We start from the raw sequence: 19,177 nt of genomic DNA on the forward strand, positions 1-19,177 counted from the left end.
TATCAGGCTACTTCTAAGTTTCTCGCCGAAGGACAAGAGATGAACGGCGACCTGATCAGCGAAAGCTCTCATTCGATGGCCTCTACTTTAAGCAATTTGCACGTCATCGCGGCTGCTGCGTAAGCGAACAGGATAATCAACAATAAGAAGCCGAGGAAATTCGGTTCAACGCCTCCTCTCGCTTCGTGAAAATAGCTGGTTGCGCCAAACTGTGAGAAAAAAACCGCGCCAACACCACCACCGAACACAAACATGAAAACGCTTAGAATTAGAACAAAGTTGTAACGGCGCCCTCTCTCAAACTGCAAAATAGTGTTACATGATGGGCATGCCGCCCCTTCCTTTTTGCCCAAGCGTTTGCTTCGGCGGAGAGCTTTGAACAACATATTCTGTGAAATTTTGGCAGCGCATACGGGACACTTAGTCATGTAAGGATGCCGAATAGCTTGCCAGATCAGCCAATTCAGACGGTTTGGAAAAGTATCAGCAGCCACTTTCAACCTCCCTCGCCGCCCGCACCTTCAATTCCTTCCGGATTACCTTCCCCGTCACCGTCATCGGCAACTCCTCCAAAAACGCCACCTCGCGTGGGTAGGAATATTGCGCCAGCCGCTCCTTGACCCACGCCTGCAACTCTGCGCCCGACGCTTCGACCCCCGGTTTCAACACCACATAGGCCTTCACGATCTCGGTCCGTAGCTTGTCGGGTTTGCCGACCACACCCACTGTCGCCACCGCCGGATGGGTCAGCAGGCAGTCCTCGATCTCAGCGGGGCCGATCCGGTATCCGGCTGAAGTGATCACGTCGTCATCGCGCCCCACGAAGCGTAGGTACTCGCCCTCCCACACGCCACGGTCGCCGGTGATCAGCCAGTCGCCGCGGAATTTCTGCGCGGTCTCCTCGGGTCGTTTCCAATATTCCAACAGCATCGAAGCCGAGCCACGCCGGATGGCCACGTCGCCCTCGTCATCGGTCGGATGGCCATCCTCGTCGATCACCGCTACCTCATGCCCCGACACCGGTTTACCAATACAACCGGGGCGCACCGGGAAATCCTCGGCGCAAGAAGACACGACCATGTTGCATTCGGTCTGGCCGTAGAATTCGTTGATCGTCAAACCGAACGCCTGCTGCCCCCAGGCCAACATTTCGGCCCCCAGAGGCTCACCGCCCGAGGCGACCGAGCGCAGGCCGGGGATGGCCTGATCCGCCGCTTTCAGCATCCGCAGCGCGGTGGGCGGAAAGAACACGTTGCGCACGCCGCCACGCGCGACCACATCGGCGCAGGCCTCGGGCGTGAACTTCTCAAGCCGCGCGGCGACCACGGGGATGCCTAGCGCCAGACCGGGCATCAGCACATCAAACAATCCCCCGATCCAAGCCCAGTCAGCGGGGGTCCACAGGCAGTCACCGTCGCGCAGGTGGTTGTGACTGATCGAGACGCCCGGTAGATGCCCCGTCAGTACCCGATGCCCGTGCAGCGCGCCCTTGGGGCTGCCAGTGGTGCCCGAGGTATAGATCAGCACGGCAGGGTCTTCGGGGCCGGTATCAGCAAAGGGCAGTGGCTCGTTTGATGGCGCAATCTGATCCACCAGAACGGGCCGCGCCAGATTGGCCAGCAGCGCCGCACCCTCCTCATCCGTCAGCACGATCTGCACGCCCGAGTCGCCAATGCGCGAGGCCAACGCGTCCTGCTGGAACAGTTTGAACAAAGGCACGGATATCGCGCCCAGCTTCCAAATCGCTAGATGTGCCGCTGCGCACCAAGGGGATTGGCTTAGCAGAACCCCTATGCGATCGCCGGGCTGTACCTGCTGCGCAAGAACCCGGGCCAAACCATCCGTCATTTGTCGCAGCACCCCAAAACTGACACCCTGGCCTTCTGCGGCGGTGAGGTCGATGATTGCTGTTTGGTCGTCGGGTTGCGACAAGCATTGCAACGCCATGTTGAGGCGCTGAGGCACGTCCCACCCCCCTTCTGTCAGCAACCCAGGTATGCGCTCAGCGGGACGCATATTCATCATCCTTTGTTTTCAACGAAGTTACCCGGCGTCGCGAATTTTCGCGGGTCACAGAAATTTGACACAGATCAGAGTTTGCGCCCCGAAAGGCGGGCAAGAACGCCTCATCAACAAATTCAAAGGCTGTAAAATGACCAAAAAACTCGCCGCTTTGACCCTCTCCACTGCGCTTGTCGCGCTGGCCGCCCCCGCATTTGCCCAGAACCAGGGTGACTGGACCGTTGGTATCGGTGCCGGGTATCTGAACCCGAAATCCGACAACGGCACACTGGCCGGGCTGGATGCCGACATCGATTCCGACGTCAGCGCCATCTTCACTGTCGAGTACTTCATCCGTGACAATCTGGGCATCGAATTGCTCGCCGCAACGCCGTTCAACCACAACATCGCGCTTGGCGGCACCGATCTGGCCAGCACCAAACACCTGCCGCCCACCCTGTCGCTGAACTACCACTTCGACACCGGCAGTGCGTGGAAACCCTATGTTGGTGCGGGTCTGAACTATACCATCTTCTTTGACGAGAAGACGCCGCTGGGCAATGGCGACCTCGACATCGACAACTCGTTCGGCGTCTCGCTGCAGGCCGGTATCGACTATCAGATCACCGAGAAAGGCGCCGTGCGCCTGAACGTGCGCTGGTTCGACATCGACTCGGACGTCAAACTGGATGGCGTCGACATTGGCGAAGCCGAAATCGATCCCTGGCTGGTTGGCGTATCCTACGTCCATCGCTTCTGATCCTTCAATTCCAACGCCCTGCAATCACCCGGATTGCGGGGCGTTTTTCTATCAGAGCATTTCGTTCATCATTTCCCGCCCGATCAGCATCCGACGGATTTCGCTGGTTCCCGCACCAATCTCCATCAGCTTCGCGTCACGGAATATCCGGCTGACCGCTGAATCCGACAGGAACCCGGCCCCGCCCATCGCCTGAACAGCCTGATGCGCCTGCGTCATCGCCTGCTCTGACGCGTAAAGACAGCACGCCGCAGCATCCTGACGAGTCACGTCACCCCGGTCACAGGCCTTGGCAACCTCGTACACATAGGCCCGCGCAGAGTTCATCGCGGTGTACATGTCGGCGATTTTGCCCTGCATCAACTGAAAGCTGCCGATGGGTTTGCCGAACTGTTTGCGCTCGGCCAGGTACGGCATGATTTCATCCAGACAGGCCGCGATGATCCCGGTTCCGATCCCGGCTAGAACCACGCGTTCATAATCCAGACCGGACATCAAAACGGCAACACCCTTGCCCTCTTCGCCCAACACGTTTTCGAAAGGCACCTCGACATTTTCGAAGATCAACTCAGCCGTGTTCGATCCGCGCATCCCCAGCTTGTCGAAATGGGGAGACGTCGAGAACCCCGTCATTTCCTTCTCGATCAGAAAGGCGGTAATCCCCTTCGATCCGGCTTCGGGGTCCGTCTTTGCATAGACGACCAAAGTATCTGCATCCGGCCCGTTGGTGATCCAGTATTTGCTGCCATTCAGCCGGTAGTGATCGTTGCGCTTTTCCGCGCGCAGCTTCATCGACACCACATCCGATCCGGCACCCGCCTCGGACATGGCAAGCGCCCCCACATGCTGGCCGGAAACCAGACGTGGCAGGTATTTCGCCTTTTGTTCATCGGTTCCGTTCAGCTTGATCTGATTGACGCACAGATTCGAATGCGCCCCGTAGGACAACGAAACAGAGGCCGACGCCCGCGCTACCTCTTCAACGGCGACGGTATGCGCCAGATAGGACATCCCCACCCCGCCATATTCCTCAGGCACCGTAATTCCCAGCAGCCCCAGATCACCCATCTCTCGCCATAGCGCATTTGGGAAGGCATTCGTGGCGTCAATCTCGGCGGCCATCGGCTTGACCCGCTCCTGAGCCCAGCGATGCACCGATTCCCGAAGGGCGTTTACATCCTCGCCCAGGTCAAACTGCATGGTGGCCGTGAACATCTGCGATTTCCTCCCCTCGCATTAATGAACGGTTGTTCAAATAACTATCAGCGAATCCTTTCAGCGTCAACGACGGCCACACACAAACACAGCGCCGACCCGTCAGGGCGGCGCTGTGTTTACATAGAGCGTGCGCTGCAGGCGCACTCGATTGGATTAAGACTGATAGACCGCACCGACCTCGGCCCGGATGATCCGCGCGATCAGGCGGCAATCCTCCAGCGAGAACGTCAGCGGCACCCGCATATCCATGATCCCGGCCAAAACCCGGTCGCTGGCGGGCAATGGCGCGCTGTCCGCATAGCGCCAACTGTCATAGCGCGAGGTAAACCCGGTGGGCTCGGCTCCGCCGAACCACTTCAATTCGACCCCGCGCACGGCGCAGCGGCGGATCACCTCGGCAATACGCTCGGGCGACCAGTCCAGCAGCAGGAACTGAATGGACGAGCCGACATAGGTCTCACCTTCGGGCCGTTCGACAATCGTCAGGCCCGGTGTGTCGCGCAGTCCGGCCTCGATCTCGTCATAGCGTTCGTTCCAGCGCGAAACTTGCCGGTCCAGATCGCGTAGCTGAGGCCGCAGGATCGCCGCCCGCAGGTTATCCATCCGCCCGGAAACGTTGGGAGTGGTATATTTGATCCGCTCGAACACTTCCGGCCCCGGCGCGGCCAGATGACGTTCATAGAGCATATAGGATCCCGACAGCATCGTGGCCTTGGCCGCCAGTTCCTCATCATCGGTGACCAGCAAGCCGCCCTCACCCGAGTTCACATGCTTGTAGGTCTGGCAGGAATAGCATCCGATGGCCCCCTGCCGCCCAGACAATTGCCCGCGCCACGCTGCCCCCATCGTATGGGCGCAGTCCTCGATCACGATCACTCCAGCGGCGTCGCACATCTGCATTAGCCGGTCCATGTCACACAGATGCCCGCGCATATGGCTGAGCATCAGCACTCGCGCCTGATCCAGCTTGGCTTCAAGATCGTCCAGATCAATCACCAACCCTTCGGTCACGCCCACGAACACCGGACGCGCCCCGACCGAGGCGATTGACCCCGGCACCGGCGCCAGCGTGAAAGCATTGGTCAGCACCGGATCGCCCGGCTGCACGCCGACTGCGCGCAGGGCGGTGGCCAGCGCATATCCGCCCGAGGATACCGCCAGACAGTATTTCGCCCCCATCTGCGCCGCGAATTCCTGCTCCAGCAGCGCGGTTTCACCCAGTTCTCCGGGCACCACGTTATATCGGTGCAACCGCCCATGGCGCAGTACAGCGAGCGCGGCCTCGACCGCCTCTTCGGGGATGGATTCCTGCTGGGTGAAGCTGCCAGTGAATATCTCGGTCATGGCTCTGTTCTGGTCCTCACGCCCGCTTGGGTCAAGAGACTAAGCCGCCGCACCGATCAACCCCTCGACCACGCGGGGCAGATCATCGAAATGATGCAGCAACGCCTCGGGCTCCAGCGCGGCCATATCGTCACCAGAAGGGCCGAATGTAACCAGAACCGAAGGCACGCCCGCCGCCTTTGCCGTATTCCGGTCGGTATCGGAGTCGCCGATCAGAACACACAGGTCTGGATGGCCACCTGCCCGCCGCGCTGCCTCACGCAACGGTTCGGGGTCGGGTTTGCGCACAGGCAACGTATCCGCCCCGACCAGAGCGGCGAACTGATCCCGCACTCCCATCTGTGACAGCAACTGATGCGCCAGCGCCTCGGGCTTGTTGGTGCAGATGCCCACGCCGTAACCGGCCGCTTTCAGCGCCTCGACCGCGTCCAACGCGCCGGGATAGAAGGTGGTGTGGGTGTCGATGGCCTGCGCATAGGCCTCCAGCAACATCGGGTAATAGTCCGAAATGGTCTGCTCTTCGAATGCTCCAACGCGCTTCAACCCGTGGGTCAACATCATCCGGCCACCCCGCAGCGCGACGCCCGCGTCCTGCCCGTGGATCAGCACGTCGCCATGGCCCATATGACGAAAGCAATGGTTCGCGGCCTCTAGCAGATCGCCGGATGTATCCGCCAAAGTTCCATCCAGATCGAAGATTACGGTACGCATAAAGCCTCCTGCCTCGGCGGGTTTTCGCCACGTCGTGTTGCAAACGGCAATCTAGTTTGATGCCCGAACCGCTTGCGCCTTTGCACCCAGCGGATAAAACGGTCGCCAACAAAACACAAAGAGAAAACGAATTCATGAGCACCGCCCTTGTCATCCTTGCCGCCGGAAAAGGCACCCGGATGAATTCGGATATCCCCAAAGTTCTGCATCCCATCGCGCAAACCCCGATGCTGGTCCATGCCATGCGTGCCGGGGCCGTGCTGTCGCCCGAACGCACCGTGATCGTCACCGGCCATGGGTCCGAGGCCGTCGCCAAAGTCGCCACAGCCGAAGATGAGACCGCGCAGATCGCCGAGCAGGAAGAGCAGTTGGGCACCGCCCATGCCGTCGCCCAGGCCCGCCCCGCGCTGGAGGGGTTCGAAGGCGACGTGGTTATCCTTTACGGTGACACGCCGTTTCTGCAGCCCGACACGCTGGAACGGATGATCGAGGCACGCGCACAGAATGATTTGGTCATTCTGGGGTTCGAGGCCGCCGATCCCGCTCGCTACGGCCGCCTTGTCATGCAGGGCGACACGCTGGAACGGATCGTTGAATACAAGGATGCCTCGGATGAGGAACGCGCGATAAGCTTCTGCAATTCTGGACTTTTGGCCTGTGACGCGCAGACGTTGTTTTCGCTGATTGACGCGGTGGGCAATGACAACGCGTCCGAGGAATACTACCTGACCGACGTGGTCGAGATCGCCCGCAGCCGGGATCTGAAAGTCACCGCCGTTGCCTGTGACGAGGCGCAGACGCTGGGTGTGAATTCACGTGCGGATCTGGCGGCCGCCGATGATGTCTTCCAAGTTCGTGCCCGCGCTGAGCTTCTGGATCTGGGCGTCACGCTGATGGCCCCCGAAGCCGTTTATCTGGCCGCCGATACGATCATTGGGCGGGACACGGTGATCGAGCCCAACGTGGTCTTCGGCCCCGGCGTAACCGTCGAAAGTGGCGCGACGATCCGCGCGTTTTCGCATCTGGAAGGCTGCCATGTCAGCCGCGGAGCTATCGTCGGCCCCTACGCCCGCCTGCGCCCCGGCGCGGAACTGGCCGAGAACACACACATCGGAAATTTCGTCGAAATCAAGAATGCCGAGATCGCCGAAGGGGCTAAGGTCAATCATCTTAGCTATATCGGGGATGCCTCCGTTGGCGCCGCAACAAATATCGGAGCGGGTACGATCACCTGTAACTATGACGGGGTGATGAAGCACAAGACGACGATTGGTGAGAATGTCTTCATCGGATCAAACACCATGCTGGTTGCCCCAGTGACCGTGGGTGACGGGGCGATGACGGCGACCGGCACGGTGGTCACGCGCAACGTGGAACCAGACGCACTAGCCGTGGCGCGCGCCAAGCAGGACAACAAACCCGGCTATGCACGCAAACTTTTTGAAATGCTCAAGGCGAAGAAGGCTCGCCGCGATAAAGGAGCCTGACCCATGTGTGGTATCGTAGGCGTATTGGGCGAACACGAGGTCGCCCCCATTCTGGTCGAGGCGCTGAAGCGCCTTGAATATCGCGGTTATGACAGCGCCGGGATTGCGACCGTGAACAACGGCGCGTTGGGACGCAGACGGGCCGTGGGCAAGCTGGTGAACCTCAGCGATTTGCTGGTACATGACCCCTTGCCCGGTAAATCGGGTATCGGCCATACCCGCTGGGCCACCCATGGCGTGCCCTCGGTCACGAATGCGCACCCGCATCAGGCGGGCCCCGTGGCCGTGGTTCATAACGGAATCGTGGAAAACTACCGCGAATTAAGGGCCGAACTGGCAGAACATGGCGTCGATTTCGTCACCGAAACCGACACCGAAACCGTCGCCCTCATGGCCGAGCATTTCCTGAATACGGGCCTGTCGCCGGTTGACGCCGCATTCAAAACCATCGACCGCCTACAGGGTGCCTTTGCACTGGCATTCCTGTTTGATGGGCAAGATGACCTGATCGTCGCGGCGCGAAAGGGCTCGCCGCTGGCCATCGGGCACGGGGATGGCGAGATGTTTGTAGGTTCGGACGCCATCGCGCTGGCCCCGCTGACCGACCGTATCACCTATCTTGAAGAGGGTGACCGCGCCGTGCTGACCCGCACCTCGCTGGAGATCCGCAACGAAGCCGGTGAATTGGTCAATCGTGAGCTCCGCCAGATCAAGATCGACCAATCCCGCGCCGATAAGGGCGGGCACAAGCATTTCATGGCCAAAGAAATTGCCGAGCAACCCGTCGTTGTGGCCGAGGCGATCCGATCCTATCTGCGCACCGGCGGGGACGAGATCACCCTGCCCGGCGATCTGGACTTCACCAAGCTGGACCGTCTGACCATGGTCGCCTGCGGCACCGCTTTCTACGCCTGCCTGACCGCGAAATACTGGTTTGAACAACTGGCGCAAATCCCTGTCGAGGTCGATATCGCCAGCGAGTTCCGCTATCGCGAACCGCCCATTCCCGGTCGCACAGCAGCGCTGTTCGTCAGCCAGTCGGGCGAAACCGCCGACACGCTGGCCGCGTTGCGCTATTGCGAGGGCAAGGCCGACAAGATCGTCTCGGTGGTCAATGTTCCCGAAAGCTCGATCGCGCGGGAAAGCGATATTGCTCTGCCGATCCATGCGGGGGTTGAGATCGGCGTCGCCTCGACCAAAGCCTTCACCTGCCAGCTGAGCGTGTTGCTGATGCTGGCGCTGAAAGCGGCCGCTGATCGCGGCACTCTGACTCCCGAGGAACTGACCGATCACGCCGCCGCCTTGCGTGGCCTACCATCTGTGCTGAACACTGCGCTGGAGCAAAACGATGCCATTCGCGCCGCTGCCCAACGCCTGTCCGAGGCGCGCGACGTTCTGTTTCTGGGTCGCGGCCTAATGTTCCCATTGGCAATGGAAGGCGCACTGAAACTGAAAGAAATCAGCTATATACACGCCGAAGGTTATGCATCAGGTGAGCTGAAACATGGGCCCATCGCCTTGATCGACAAGCATATGCCTGTGGTGGTGATGGCCCCGCGCGATGCGGTTTTCGACAAGACGGTGTCGAACATGCAAGAGGTCATGGCGCGCAAAGGTAAAGTCATCCTCGTTTCCGACGATGACGGCATCGCCGAGGCCAAGGACGGGGTGCAAAGCACCATTCGAATGCCGCATATCCACCCGAGCCTTGCGCCCATCCTCTATTCGGTTCCGGCGCAACTACTGGCCTATCACACAGCCGTGGCAAAGGGGACGGATGTGGACCAGCCGCGCAATCTGGCGAAGTCCGTCACCGTCGAATGATGCAAGCCGCCACATATCTGGACCAGATCAAAACATTTTCGGACACTGAGCGCGCGCAGCAGGCCGCCGCCTATCACAAGGCGGACCGTCCCTATCTGGGCGTGCCCAATCCGGTTCTGAATGATTTGACCAAAAGCTGGCGACAAGAACTGGTTGTGTCGGATCGCGTCGCTCTGGCAGATGCGCTTTGGCAGACGAATATTCACGAAGCCCGTATTGCTGCCGCGAAATTACTTACACAAGCGCGCATCCGATCAGACGACGCGGTTTGGGACTTGCTGCAAAGCTGGTTGCCCGACTTCGACGCATGGGCGATCGCCGATCATGCTTGCATGGCGATGCAAAAACGCCTTTCCGCAGAGCCATCCCGGCTGGATCAGGTCGAAGCATGGACGGCCTCCGAGCATATGTGGACGCGCCGCGCGGTTTTGGTGGCCACTTTGCCATGGACCAAGCAAAACCACCCCAAAGTCGATGATCTGCACCGCCGCGACCGCATTTTGAAATGGGCCGCAGGCTATGTCCCGGATCGGGAGTGGTTCATACAAAAGGCAATCGCATGGTGGTTGCGTGATCTGTCGAAACACGATGCACCCAGGGTCGTTGCCTTTCTGGACGCGCACGGAGAAGCAATGAAGCCCTTTGCCCGTCGCGAAGCGGGGAAATACCTCAGGGGTCAGTTGGAATAGACTTCCAACTCGACTAATTCGTCAAACGGCAGCAACAAAGCTCGCATGGCATCCAGAGACAACTGGCTGCCCCCACCTTCCGGTCCCGGTGAGGGAACCAGAGTGATGTAGGCTTGCGCCCCGGTGCGTGGAACGACCACCCGTCCGGTAAACTCGGTACCGACCAGAGGTGTGCGCAACCACCGGCCCGGCGTAGTCGGATCGCCTAAACTGGCAATGGTCGTTTTCGCCCCAAGCCATCCAGCGGCAGTCGCGGGCAAAGGCTCGTCGTCGGCTGCTGCCTCTTCGACTTGGGTTTCATCTGCCGAAACGGGTTCAGGCTGGGCAGTGGCATCGCCACGCTTCAACAAACGATCGGACGTCGACCGAACCGTCTCGCATCCTGCCAGGAAAACACAGAAAACCAAAAGCGCATATTTCATCCCTGAACCCTATCGTCCTGCGCGCATCTGCACCAGCGCAAAGCGCAGTTCGCCCTTGCCGCAGGCCCTGCGCCGCTTTAGTTAAGAACCATGACAGCTCCACTTATCGACCCGTTCGCTCGTGCCATCACTTACCTCCGCGTTTCCGTCACGGATCGCTGTGATTTCCGCTGCGTATACTGCATGTCCGAGGACATGAAATTCCTACCCAAAAAAGACCTGCTCACGCTCGAGGAATTGGACCGCATGTGTTCGACCTTCGTGAACATGGGGGTTGAAAAATTGCGCATCACCGGGGGTGAGCCGCTTGTACGCCGCAACATCATGACGTTTTTCAACGCCATGACCCGCCATCTGGATAGCGGAGCGCTGAAGGAGCTGACCCTGACCACAAATGGCTCGCAGCTGCATCGCTTTTCGGAAGACCTCTATGCTGCGGGCGTGCGCCGGGTGAATATCTCGTTGGATACGCTGGACGAAGACAAGTTCGCGCAGATCACTCGCTGGGGACGCCTCAAACAGGTGCTGAACGGCATTGATGCCGCGCAAAAGGCCGGGCTGCGGATCAAGATCAACGCTGTGGCCCTGAAGGGCTTCAACGAGGAAGAACTGCCGACCATTACAAAATGGTGCGCCGAGCGCGATATGGACCTGACATGGATTGAGGTCATGCCGATGGGCGATATCGGCAACGAAGACCGCCTGGATCAGTACTGGTCCCTGAAAGACGTGCGCAAGGAATACGAAAACCACTATACCGTGACTGATCTTGCCGAACGCACCGGCGGACCCGCTCGCTATGTGCGGCTGGAAGAAACGGATCAAAAAATCGGCTTTATCACGCCCATGTCGCATAACTTCTGCGAAAGCTGCAACCGCGTGCGCCTGACCTGTACCGGCGAGCTGTTTATGTGCCTTGGACAAGAAGATATGGCGGACCTGCGCGGCGCTTTGCGTGACCATCCGGACACCGAGCAACCACTTGAAGAGGCGATCCGCACAGCGATCAACCTCAAACCCAAAGGGCACGACTTCGACTACTCCCGCCAGGCGGTGGACGGCAAGATGAGCCGCCACATGAGCCATACCGGCGGCTGACGTGCCTGCCCCTGTTGACCGACCGACACTGCTCTACCACCTGTATTGCAGCCTGACAGCAATTGCGGCACCGTTTGTCTGGCGGGCAGTTCGCAAAAAGCTGCTTGCTGCTGACGTTCCAACACTTCGTCAGCATGAACGCCTAGGCCATGCCAGCCAGCGACGGCCAAGGGGGCAACTCATTTGGTTCCAAGCCGCAAGTGTGGGTGAGACTTTGTCGGTCATCAGCCTCATAAAACGCTTAGGCGAACGACTGCCAAGCGCCGAGTTTCTGATCACTTCGGGCACGCCAACTTCGGCTTCGTTGATTGAAAAGCGGATGCCGCCCCGCACGCGTCACCAATACCCCCCGCTTGACGCCGGCGGCCCAGTGAAGCGTTTTCTTAACCATTGGCGCCCCGATGCTGGCATCTTTGTCGAAAGCGAGATCTGGCCACAACTGATAATCGAGGCTGGAAAACGCGAAACCCCACTGGCCCTTCTGAATGCGCGTCTTTCAGACAAATCAGTAGCAGGTTGGAAAAAGCGGCCTAAAACAGCGCGATTCATTCTGAATCACTTCCGCCTTTTCCTGACCCAGAATGATCGGACTGCGCAAAACCTGATCCAGATGGGCGCGCCGGAAACACACGTGCAACCCGGAACCAACCTCAAAGCGATGTCCGACCCGCTGCCGGTAGATCAAGCAACCCTGGGCGATATGAAAACCCAGATCGCTGACCGCCCCGTCTGGATTGCCAGCTCCACCCATGCCGGCGAAGAAGAGACCGTTCTGGCCGCCCATGCCGAATTGTTGAAACACTGGCCCGATCTGCTTCTGCTGCTGATTCCCCGCCATCCCGAACGCCGCGGCGACGTTGCTGAGCTGATCGACCAGGCCGGACAAAAAGCCGCCTTTCGGTCCGCTAATGACCAAATCACCCCCGAAACTCAGGTCTATGTGGCCGACACGCTGGGCGAAACCGGCACATGGTACGCGCTCTGCCCCATCGTCTTTCTGGGCGGCTCGCTGCGCGAGATCGGAGGCCACAACCCGTTCGAACCCGCACAGGCGGGCGCTGCCGTGATCACCGGCCCTGGCTATTTCAACTTCGCGGAAACCTTCGCCCCCCTGATCGAAACCGGCGGCGCTATACAGGTCCAGTCCGCACCCGACCTGACCGCAGCCGTCACCGAATGGCTGTCCGATCCGACTGCGCTGACCACTGCCCGCAAAGCCGCGCAATCCTGCGTCAACACCCAGAAAAATGCGCTGAGCGCTATCGTTGACACTCTCTGCGATCAACTTGAACTGGGCGCGCAGGATCCCTCTTCATCTGACTAAAAATATCTCGGGGAGCGCGAGGGGCTGGCCCCTCGCTGCCGCAAACGGTCAAGCCGATGGCATCCTCTGTTCAACGATTTCTGCCCACCAGCTGCATCCGGCTGGGATCGCCTCGTCATTGAAGTTGTATTCCGGGTGGTGCACCGCAGCAGTGTCGCCGTTGCCCACCAAAATATACGCCCCCGGACGCTCTTCCAGCATGAAGGCGAAGTCTTCTCCGCCCATAATCAAGGGTGCGTCATCGCAGTCGCCAGAAACCGACCGTGCGACCTCGGCAGCAAAATCCGTCTGCTCATCACTGTTAACCATCACCGGATATCCCCGGTAATAGGTCACATCTACAGCCCCGCCAAAGGTCGCAGCGACCCCGTTACAAATCTCGCCAATCCGTTTTTCCGCCAGATCGCGCATGTCAGCACTCATCGTGCGCACTGTACCGCGCAGTTTGACCGTTTGCGGGATCACGTTGAAGGCGGTCGAAGAAGTTTCAAACGAGGTAACCGACACCACCACCTGATCAACCGGATCTGCATTGCGCGCCGCAATCGTCTGCAGCGCCAAGACCGCCTGCGCGGCCATAACAGTCGTGTCCACGGTCTCATGCGGTTTAGCTGCGTGGCCACCCTTGCCTTCAAAAACGATATCGAACTGATCCGTCGCAGCAAAAAACGCGCCCGGGCGAATGGAGAAGCTGCCCACAGGGCGGCCGGGCCAGTTGTGCATCCCATAGACCTCTTGAATGCCCCAACGGTCCATCATCCCGTCTTCGCACATCTCGCGACCGCCGCCGCCGCCTTCTTCAGCGGGCTGGAAGATCACCACGACAGTACCATCGAAATTGCGCGTTTCGGACAGGTATTTGGCCGCGCCCAACAGCATCGCCGTATGTCCATCATGACCACAAGCATGCATTGCGCCCTCGGTCTTCGAGGCATAGTCAAGCCCAGTTGCCTCAAGGATCGGCAAAGCGTCCATGTCAGCGCGCAACCCGATGACCTTGCCCTTGGTATCCGCTTTGCCCTTGATCACACCGACAACACCGGTCCGGCCGATCCCAGTCACAACCTCATCGCACCCGAATTCATCCAGTTTTTCAGCGACCAATGCACTGGTCCGATGAGTTTCGAACAGGATCTCAGGATGCTGGTGGATATCCCGCCGCCATTCGGTGATTTCACTTTGCAATTCGGCGAAGCGGTTTTTGATCGGCATGTGTTTCTCCCGGTTCAGTTATTTATTGTGCTGGCGGGACGCAAGGCCCCTGACAACAAGACGATCAGCACCGCCAGCGGTAGCAGAGCAGTAAACGCCAGACGCAATGTAAGCATCTCTGCCAAAAACCCAATAAGCGGAGGGCCAATGAGCAACCCGCCATAGCCCAGCGTTGCCACACTTGCGATGGCTTGCCCGGGCGGCACGTCAGGGTCGTTGGCTGCTCGACTGAAAGCCAATGGCATGATCACCGCATATCCAATCCCCATCAAGGCGAATCCAGACAGCGCTATTGCAGCCTCGGAGGCGGTCACAACTCCTAGCACCCCTAGTGCCGCGCATATCCCGCCAAATCGAGCTGTAGCGGCTGGACCAAAACGTGAAATGACGACCCCTCCGGCCAGACGAAAGGCGACCATCGTCACCGAGAACACGGCGTATCCCAAGGCTGCAACACTTTCGGTAGCGCCTGTCACATCCCGTAGGAATATCGCGCTCCAATCCGCCACTGCTCCCTCGCCCAATGCGCCACACAACGCCGTAAAGCCGACCAGAACCAATGCCCCTGATGGCAGCGCAAAGACCTTACCACTTGAGCTTTCGGTACGACGTGACGTCCAACGCACCATGGACAACGCCAAAGCCAACCCCACAACAACACCCCCCGCCAATAGGAAGTGTTGCATAACCGTCAACTCAAGTTGAACCGCTCCGTAGCCACTGAGCGCACCAAGACCTGCGCCCAGACTCCACATCGCGTGAAACGAAGACATCACAGGTTTGTCGTAAGCCTGCTCGACCTCGGCGGCCCAGGCGTTCATGGCGACATCCATCGACCCGTGAAACGCGCCGAAGACAAACAGAAATGCCGCCAGTGACCAGAACCCGTTCGCAAAGGCCAACAGGATCAGCGACAGCGTATACAAAACGGCAATCACCCTCGTGATTGCCACTGCACCGAACCTGTCGGTCAGTCGGCCTGTCACGGGAAAGGAACACACCGCCCCCGCAGCCATGAATAACAGGCCAAGCCCCAATGCCTCATGCGTGAGGTCCAGCCGGTCCCGCACGGCAGGAATACGAGAGGCCCAGATGCCAAACAAAGCACCGTTCAGAATGAACATGGCGGCAACGGCCCGCCAAGCGGTTACGATGCCAATCACGCAATCCCCTTTCCGCAGTTCAACCCCGCCAGTACTACAGGCGTGGGGCGGATTGGCAATCGGCGACTATTCCAACCGCTTGCGGATCCTTCGCACAGCCACCCAGACTGCCAGAACAACTGGAACGGTCACTGCAGCTGTCAGCATCCCCTTGCTGATCCCGGCCTTGGTCAATGGGTACAAAAGATAGCTGGCCAGAGACACGGCATAATAACTGATGGCAACAACCGACAAGCCCTCGACCGTGTGTTGTAACCGCAGGGCCAGATCGGCGCGGCGGTCCATGCTTTCCAGCAACGCCTGATTCTGCGCGCTTCGTTCGACATCCACACGGGTTCGCAACAACTCTCCTGCACGAATGGCCCGATCGGACAGAGCTTGCAGACGACGTTCCGTGGACTTAACCGTACGCATTGCGGGATCGTAGCGACGCATCATGAAATCGGCAAAGCTCTGGCGGCCCTCGAACCGTTCCTCGCGCAAAACCTCGATCCGCTGGTTTACAATGGCTTCATATGCCCCAGTCGCACCAAACCGAAACGAACATTGCGCCGAAAGAGTTTCAAGCTGGGTCGAGGTGTGCAGCAGATCGGGCAACAACTCATCCGGATGGGCTGAGTTGTCTGTCATTTGCCGCATCAACCTTGTCAGTTTCCCGTCCAGTTCGCCAATGCGAGGCGTCAGTTCCTTGACCCGGGCAAATCCCAACATCGACATTGCCTTGTAGGTCTCGATCTCACACATACGCTGAATGATGCGCCCTATCCTGCGTTGACCCGTACCTTTCGAGATAAACAACGCGAATCTCATATGCCCGGCTGGATCGATGCGAAAATCGCTGGCGCAAATGGCGGTATTGTCCAGCATACGAGATACCGCAAGGCTCTCGGGCTCGAACCAATCCGCCAAAGCAGATTTCACCGTACCATCATCCGCACGGTCAATCACACGGATCATCGCCGACGTCACACGCTGACCGGGGCTGGCGGCCAGCCAGTCCTGCGGGAATACTTCAAAATCAGCGGGGTTAAACGGGCGGTCACTGACATTCTGCGTGATCGCAGTATAGGTGACAAATTCCGTGTGCTGCTCCCACTTCAGCCAATGACGGCCGATTTGCCCGGCAAAATGCGTAGCAGCGGGCTGCGGGTGCTGTGCACCGTGGCGGTCCAGCAAATTCACAAGATGCGCCATATCCTCTTGGCGATCCCGCCCGACAGCGACTTCCGATTTCTTGATCGCCAGAAACGCGACCGTGCACGGACTGTTCGCCACAGGAAATGGTCGGGCGTGCAGCTCATTGGCCAATGCGTATCGCAGTGGATGGTCGTCAATCGGTGTCATTTAGGGCTCCGTCTCATCCGACGCACTATACGACACAATTTTCCAACATCAATTATCTTTTTATTTCATATACTTACGTGAATGCAATGGTATACACTTGACCTATCTCATTGATTTGGTTGCCACAGCTCGATGGGATTACCTTCAGGATCGTGGATCCGGACAAAAAGCCCCACCTCACTGTTCCATTCCGGGTTGGTCTCAACTGCGATTCCCGCGCCCTCCAACTGGGCCGTCATTGCGGCCAGATCATTGACCCTAAAGTTGATCATCCACTGTTGCTCAAGCCTGCCAAAATACTCGGTTTCCTGCGCGAATGGCGCAAAAACAGTAAAGCCTTCACGCTGTTTCCACGGCAGAGGGTTAAGCTGGTTTACGCCCAGATGCTTTTCGTACCATGCGGCCAAAGCTTTGGGGTTTTCGGCACGAAAAAACACACCGCCAATTCCGTTTACAGTCTCCATAGGGCACCTCCTGCTGTTCAACCTACCGCGAAACGCGGAAAGGCGCCCGTTTGGGCGCCTTTTTTGTGTTTTATGTGCCTTGGATCAGTCGATCATGGGCAGGAGCTTGTCCAGCGACTGCTTGGCGTCGCCATAGAACATGCGGGTGTTTTCCTTGAAGAACAGCGGGTTTTCGATGCCCGAATAGCCGGTGCCCTGACCACGCTTGGACACAAACACCTGCTTTGCCTTCCAGCATTCCAGAACCGGCATTCCGGCGATGGGGCTGTTGGGATCTTCCTGCGCCGCAGGGTTTACGATGTCGTTCGACCCTATCACGATGGCCACATCCGTTTCCGGGAAGTCATCGTTGATCTCGTCCATCTCCAGCACGATGTCATAGGGCACCTTGGCCTCGGCCAGCAGCACGTTCATATGACCCGGCAGACGACCGGCAACAGGGTGGATCGCGAAGCGCACCTCTTTGCCCTTGGCGCGCAGCTTGCGGACCAGTTCACTGACCGACTGCTGTGCCTGCGCCACCGCCATACCGTAGCCCGGAATGATGATCACGCTGTCGGCGTCGTTCAGAGCTGCGGCAACGCCATCGGCGTCGATGGCAACCTGCTCGCCCTCGACTTCCATCTGCGGGCCCGAGGTGCCGCCAAAGCCGCCCAGGATCACGCTAACAAAATGCCGGTTCATCGCCTTACACATGATGTAGGACAGGATCGCACCCGACGAGCCAACCAGCGCACCCACAACGATCAGCAGGTCGTTGCCGAGGCTGAAGCCAATGGCCGCTGCGGCCCAACCCGAATACGAGTTCAGCATCGACACAACCACCGGCATGTCCGCGCCACCGATGCCCATGATCAGGTGATAGCCGATGAACAGCGCCGCCAGTGTCATCAGGATCAGCGGGAACAGACCGCCCGAGGCGGTGTACCAGATCAGGCAGATCAGCGAGAGACCCGCCGCCGCCGCGTTCAGCGCATGACCGCCGGGCAGCTTGGTCGCCGCCGATGTCACCTTGCCCGCCAGCTTGCCATAGGCCACGACCGAACCGGTAAAGGTGATCGCACCGATGAAGATGCCCAGGAACAGTTCCACATGCAGGATCGTCAGCTCGGCCGCTGTCTTCTTGGCGATCAGCTTGGCAAAGGCGCCCAGATCCGACAGGTCCGCCTGGTTCGCCGCATCCGCAATCGCCATGACCTGCGCCACGTTGCCGATCTCAAAATGCGCGTTGAAGCCCACGAACACAGCCGCCAGACCCACCAGCGAGTGCATCGCCGCGACAAGCTGTGGCATCTCGGTCATCTGCACGCGTTTGGCGACATAGGACCCGATCAGACCGCCGCCTGCAATCAGCAGCAGCGACAGCAACCACAGGCCCGAACCGGGGCCCACAAGCGTGGCAAAGACCGCCAGCGCCATACCGACAATACCGTACCAGACAGCGCGCTTGGCGCTTTCCTGGTTCGACAACCCGCCCAGGGACAGGATGAACAGAACAGCCGCAACAACATAAGCGGCAGTGGTGAAGCCAATCATCTACCCGGCCTCCTTAAGATTTCTGGAACATGGCGAGCATGCGCCGGGTGACAAGGAAACCGCCGAAGATGTTGATCCCGGCCATAAAGACCGACAGCGCCGCCAGCAGGATCACCAGGAACGAGCCCGATCCGATCTGCATAAGCGCCCCAACAATGATGATCGACGAGATCGCGTTGGTGATCGCCATCAGCGGAGTGTGCAGCGAATGCGCCACGCCCCAGATCACCTGGAAGCCAACGAACACGGCCAGCACGAACACGATGAAGTGCTGCATGAAGCTGGCCGGAGCGACCAGACCCACCAGCAGCATCAGCGCGCCGCCCACACCCAGCAGAGTGAACTGCTGCTTGGTCTGCGCCTTGAACGCCGCAATCTCCTGCGCCTTTTTCTCTTCCGGGGTCAGTTCCTTGACCTCGGGCTTCTTCTGCGCCGCGATGGCCTGCACTTTCGGCGGCGGCGGCGGGAAGGTGATCTCACCCTCAAAGGTCACGGTCGAGCCGCGGATCACGTCATCTTCCATGTCGTGGTTGATCTGACCGTCCTTCTCGGGCGTCAGGTCAGTCATCATGTGACGGAT

Annotated in this window: 18 protein-coding genes; 6 read left to right on the top strand and 12 right to left on the bottom strand. The window is 59.2% G+C overall.

The features are described from left to right. Positions 1 to 68: 68 nt before the first annotated feature. Together AC2TAD_RS18275 and AC2TAD_RS18280 are read right to left on the bottom strand one after the other, a co-directional pair. The gene (locus AC2TAD_RS18275) at positions 69 to 494 is read right to left on the bottom strand and encodes a hypothetical protein (protein ID WP_480869336.1); all 426 of its coding nucleotides are present in this window, start codon (positions 492 to 494) and stop codon (positions 69 to 71) included. Further along, positions 484 to 2,016, bottom strand: a complete 1,533-nt coding sequence (locus AC2TAD_RS18280) for an AMP-binding protein (protein ID WP_480869338.1) — start codon at positions 2,014 to 2,016, stop codon at positions 484 to 486. Before AC2TAD_RS18280 ends, AC2TAD_RS18275 begins: the two co-directional genes overlap by 11 nt. Positions 2,017 to 2,152: 136 nt before the next feature. On the opposite strand from AC2TAD_RS18280, the gene AC2TAD_RS18285 reads away from it, so the two are divergent. Continuing rightward, complete coding sequence (locus tag AC2TAD_RS18285) at positions 2,153 to 2,761, top strand: OmpW/AlkL family protein (RefSeq protein ID WP_353393421.1); 609 nt, start codon at positions 2,153 to 2,155, stop codon at positions 2,759 to 2,761. 51 nt (positions 2,762 to 2,812) lie between these two features. On the opposite strand, the gene AC2TAD_RS18290 is transcribed toward AC2TAD_RS18285, so the two are convergent. From AC2TAD_RS18290 to AC2TAD_RS18300, 3 genes are all read right to left on the bottom strand, one after another. Then, the gene (locus AC2TAD_RS18290; RefSeq protein WP_480869340.1) at positions 2,813 to 3,976 is read right to left on the bottom strand and encodes an isovaleryl-CoA dehydrogenase; all 1,164 of its coding nucleotides are present in this window, start codon (positions 3,974 to 3,976) and stop codon (positions 2,813 to 2,815) included. Positions 3,977 to 4,132: 156 nt separating this feature from the next. Continuing rightward, positions 4,133 to 5,323: a DegT/DnrJ/EryC1/StrS family aminotransferase gene (locus AC2TAD_RS18295; protein WP_480869342.1), complete on the bottom strand. Its 1,191-nt coding sequence runs from the start codon at positions 5,321 to 5,323 to the stop codon at positions 4,133 to 4,135. A 39-nt stretch (positions 5,324 to 5,362) separates the two neighbouring features. Beyond that, complete coding sequence (locus tag AC2TAD_RS18300; protein WP_170352600.1) at positions 5,363 to 6,034, bottom strand: HAD-IA family hydrolase; 672 nt, start codon at positions 6,032 to 6,034, stop codon at positions 5,363 to 5,365. Positions 6,035 to 6,168: 134 nt separating this feature from the next. On the opposite strand from AC2TAD_RS18300, the gene glmU reads away from it, so the two are divergent. From glmU to AC2TAD_RS18315, 3 genes are read left to right on the top strand one after another with little or no spacing between them, the layout of a single operon-like run. Next, positions 6,169 to 7,521 carry a bifunctional UDP-N-acetylglucosamine diphosphorylase/glucosamine-1-phosphate N-acetyltransferase GlmU gene (glmU, locus tag AC2TAD_RS18305; RefSeq protein WP_480869344.1) on the top strand — a complete coding sequence of 451 codons (1,353 nt, stop codon included), beginning with the start codon at positions 6,169 to 6,171 and terminating at the stop codon, positions 7,519 to 7,521. A gap of 3 nt (positions 7,522 to 7,524) precedes the next feature. Next, a complete protein-coding gene (gene glmS, locus AC2TAD_RS18310) occupies positions 7,525 to 9,345 on the top strand; it encodes a glutamine--fructose-6-phosphate transaminase (isomerizing) (RefSeq protein WP_480869346.1) in 1,821 nt (606 codons plus the stop codon). Then, on the top strand, positions 9,345 to 10,034 hold the full coding sequence (locus tag AC2TAD_RS18315) for a DNA alkylation repair protein (RefSeq protein ID WP_480869367.1): 690 nt from the start codon (positions 9,345 to 9,347) through the stop codon (positions 10,032 to 10,034). The genes glmS and AC2TAD_RS18315 overlap by 1 nt, the downstream gene beginning before the upstream one ends. Here AC2TAD_RS18315 and AC2TAD_RS18320 read toward each other — a convergent pair. Then, the gene (locus AC2TAD_RS18320) at positions 10,022 to 10,456 is read right to left on the bottom strand and encodes a hypothetical protein (protein WP_480869348.1); all 435 of its coding nucleotides are present in this window, start codon (positions 10,454 to 10,456) and stop codon (positions 10,022 to 10,024) included. The two genes, AC2TAD_RS18315 and AC2TAD_RS18320, sit on opposite strands and share 13 nt — an antisense overlap. Before the next feature lie 90 nt (positions 10,457 to 10,546). On the opposite strand from AC2TAD_RS18320, the gene moaA reads away from it, so the two are divergent. Then, positions 10,547 to 11,554, top strand: coding sequence for a GTP 3',8-cyclase MoaA (gene moaA / locus AC2TAD_RS18325; protein WP_480869350.1), 1,008 nt, complete (start codon positions 10,547 to 10,549; stop codon positions 11,552 to 11,554). A 1-nt stretch (position 11,555) separates the two neighbouring features. Then, positions 11,556 to 12,878: a 3-deoxy-D-manno-octulosonic acid transferase gene (locus AC2TAD_RS18330; protein WP_480869352.1), complete on the top strand. Its 1,323-nt coding sequence runs from the start codon at positions 11,556 to 11,558 to the stop codon at positions 12,876 to 12,878. Positions 12,879 to 12,926: 48 nt separating this feature from the next. Here the strand turns inward: AC2TAD_RS18330 and AC2TAD_RS18335 are convergent, their stop codons facing one another. The 6 genes from AC2TAD_RS18335 to AC2TAD_RS18360 all read right to left on the bottom strand — a co-directional run. After that, the gene (locus AC2TAD_RS18335; RefSeq protein WP_480869354.1) at positions 12,927 to 14,090 is read right to left on the bottom strand and encodes a M20 aminoacylase family protein; all 1,164 of its coding nucleotides are present in this window, start codon (positions 14,088 to 14,090) and stop codon (positions 12,927 to 12,929) included. Between the two features lie 14 nt (positions 14,091 to 14,104). After that, positions 14,105 to 15,253: an MFS transporter gene (locus AC2TAD_RS18340; protein WP_480869356.1), complete on the bottom strand. Its 1,149-nt coding sequence runs from the start codon at positions 15,251 to 15,253 to the stop codon at positions 14,105 to 14,107. Between the two features lie 66 nt (positions 15,254 to 15,319). Next, positions 15,320 to 16,597: a DUF3422 family protein gene (locus AC2TAD_RS18345; RefSeq protein ID WP_170752204.1), complete on the bottom strand. Its 1,278-nt coding sequence runs from the start codon at positions 16,595 to 16,597 to the stop codon at positions 15,320 to 15,322. A 107-nt stretch (positions 16,598 to 16,704) separates the two neighbouring features. Further along, positions 16,705 to 17,061 carry a VOC family protein gene (locus tag AC2TAD_RS18350; RefSeq protein ID WP_480869358.1) on the bottom strand — a complete coding sequence of 119 codons (357 nt, stop codon included), beginning with the start codon at positions 17,059 to 17,061 and terminating at the stop codon, positions 16,705 to 16,707. Between the two features lie 84 nt (positions 17,062 to 17,145). Then, positions 17,146 to 18,597: an NAD(P)(+) transhydrogenase (Re/Si-specific) subunit beta gene (locus tag AC2TAD_RS18355; protein WP_170352592.1), complete on the bottom strand. Its 1,452-nt coding sequence runs from the start codon at positions 18,595 to 18,597 to the stop codon at positions 17,146 to 17,148. Between the two features lie 13 nt (positions 18,598 to 18,610). Beyond that, on the bottom strand, positions 18,611 to 19,177 hold a 567-nt coding region (locus AC2TAD_RS18360), incomplete at its 5' end, for a proton-translocating transhydrogenase family protein (protein ID WP_480869361.1).

The sequence above is a fragment of the Ruegeria sp. HKCCD7628 genome (assembly GCF_057221005.1).